This window comes from Marinobacter lipolyticus (genome assembly GCF_018424605.1).
Taxonomy (GTDB): domain Bacteria; phylum Pseudomonadota; class Gammaproteobacteria; order Pseudomonadales; family Oleiphilaceae; genus Marinobacter; species Marinobacter lipolyticus_B.
The window spans coordinates 1-401 of sequence record NZ_QTKT01000038.1; the positions used below are offsets into that span (position 1 = coordinate 1).

Sequence of the window (401 nt, forward strand, 5' to 3'; positions counted from 1 at the left end):
GTATGGTACAGGTCAATTACCTAAATTTGAAGAAGATTTATTTAAAGTAGAAAAAGAAGGATTATATACAATTCCAACTGCTGAAGTACCATTAACGAATTTCTATCGTAATGAAATTATTCAACCAGGTGTACTTCCTGAAAAATTCACTGGTCAATCTGCATGTTTCCGAAGTGAAGCAGGATCAGCAGGTAGAGATACAAGAGGATTAATTCGTTTACATCAATTCGATAAAGTGGAAATGGTACGTTTTGAACAACCTGAAGATTCATGGAATGCTTTAGAAGAAATGACAACAAACGCAGAAGCAATTCTAGAAGAGTTAGGTTTACCATACCGTCGTGTTATTTTATGTACAGGTGATATTGGATTTAGTGCAAGCAAAACATATGATTTAGAAG

Annotated in this window: 1 protein-coding gene; it reads left to right on the forward strand. The window is 34.2% G+C overall.

From position 1 onward, the window contains the following. The coding region (locus DYI22_RS17345) for an aminoacyl--tRNA ligase-related protein (protein ID WP_323132937.1) at window positions 1-401 on the forward strand (401 nt) is incomplete at both ends.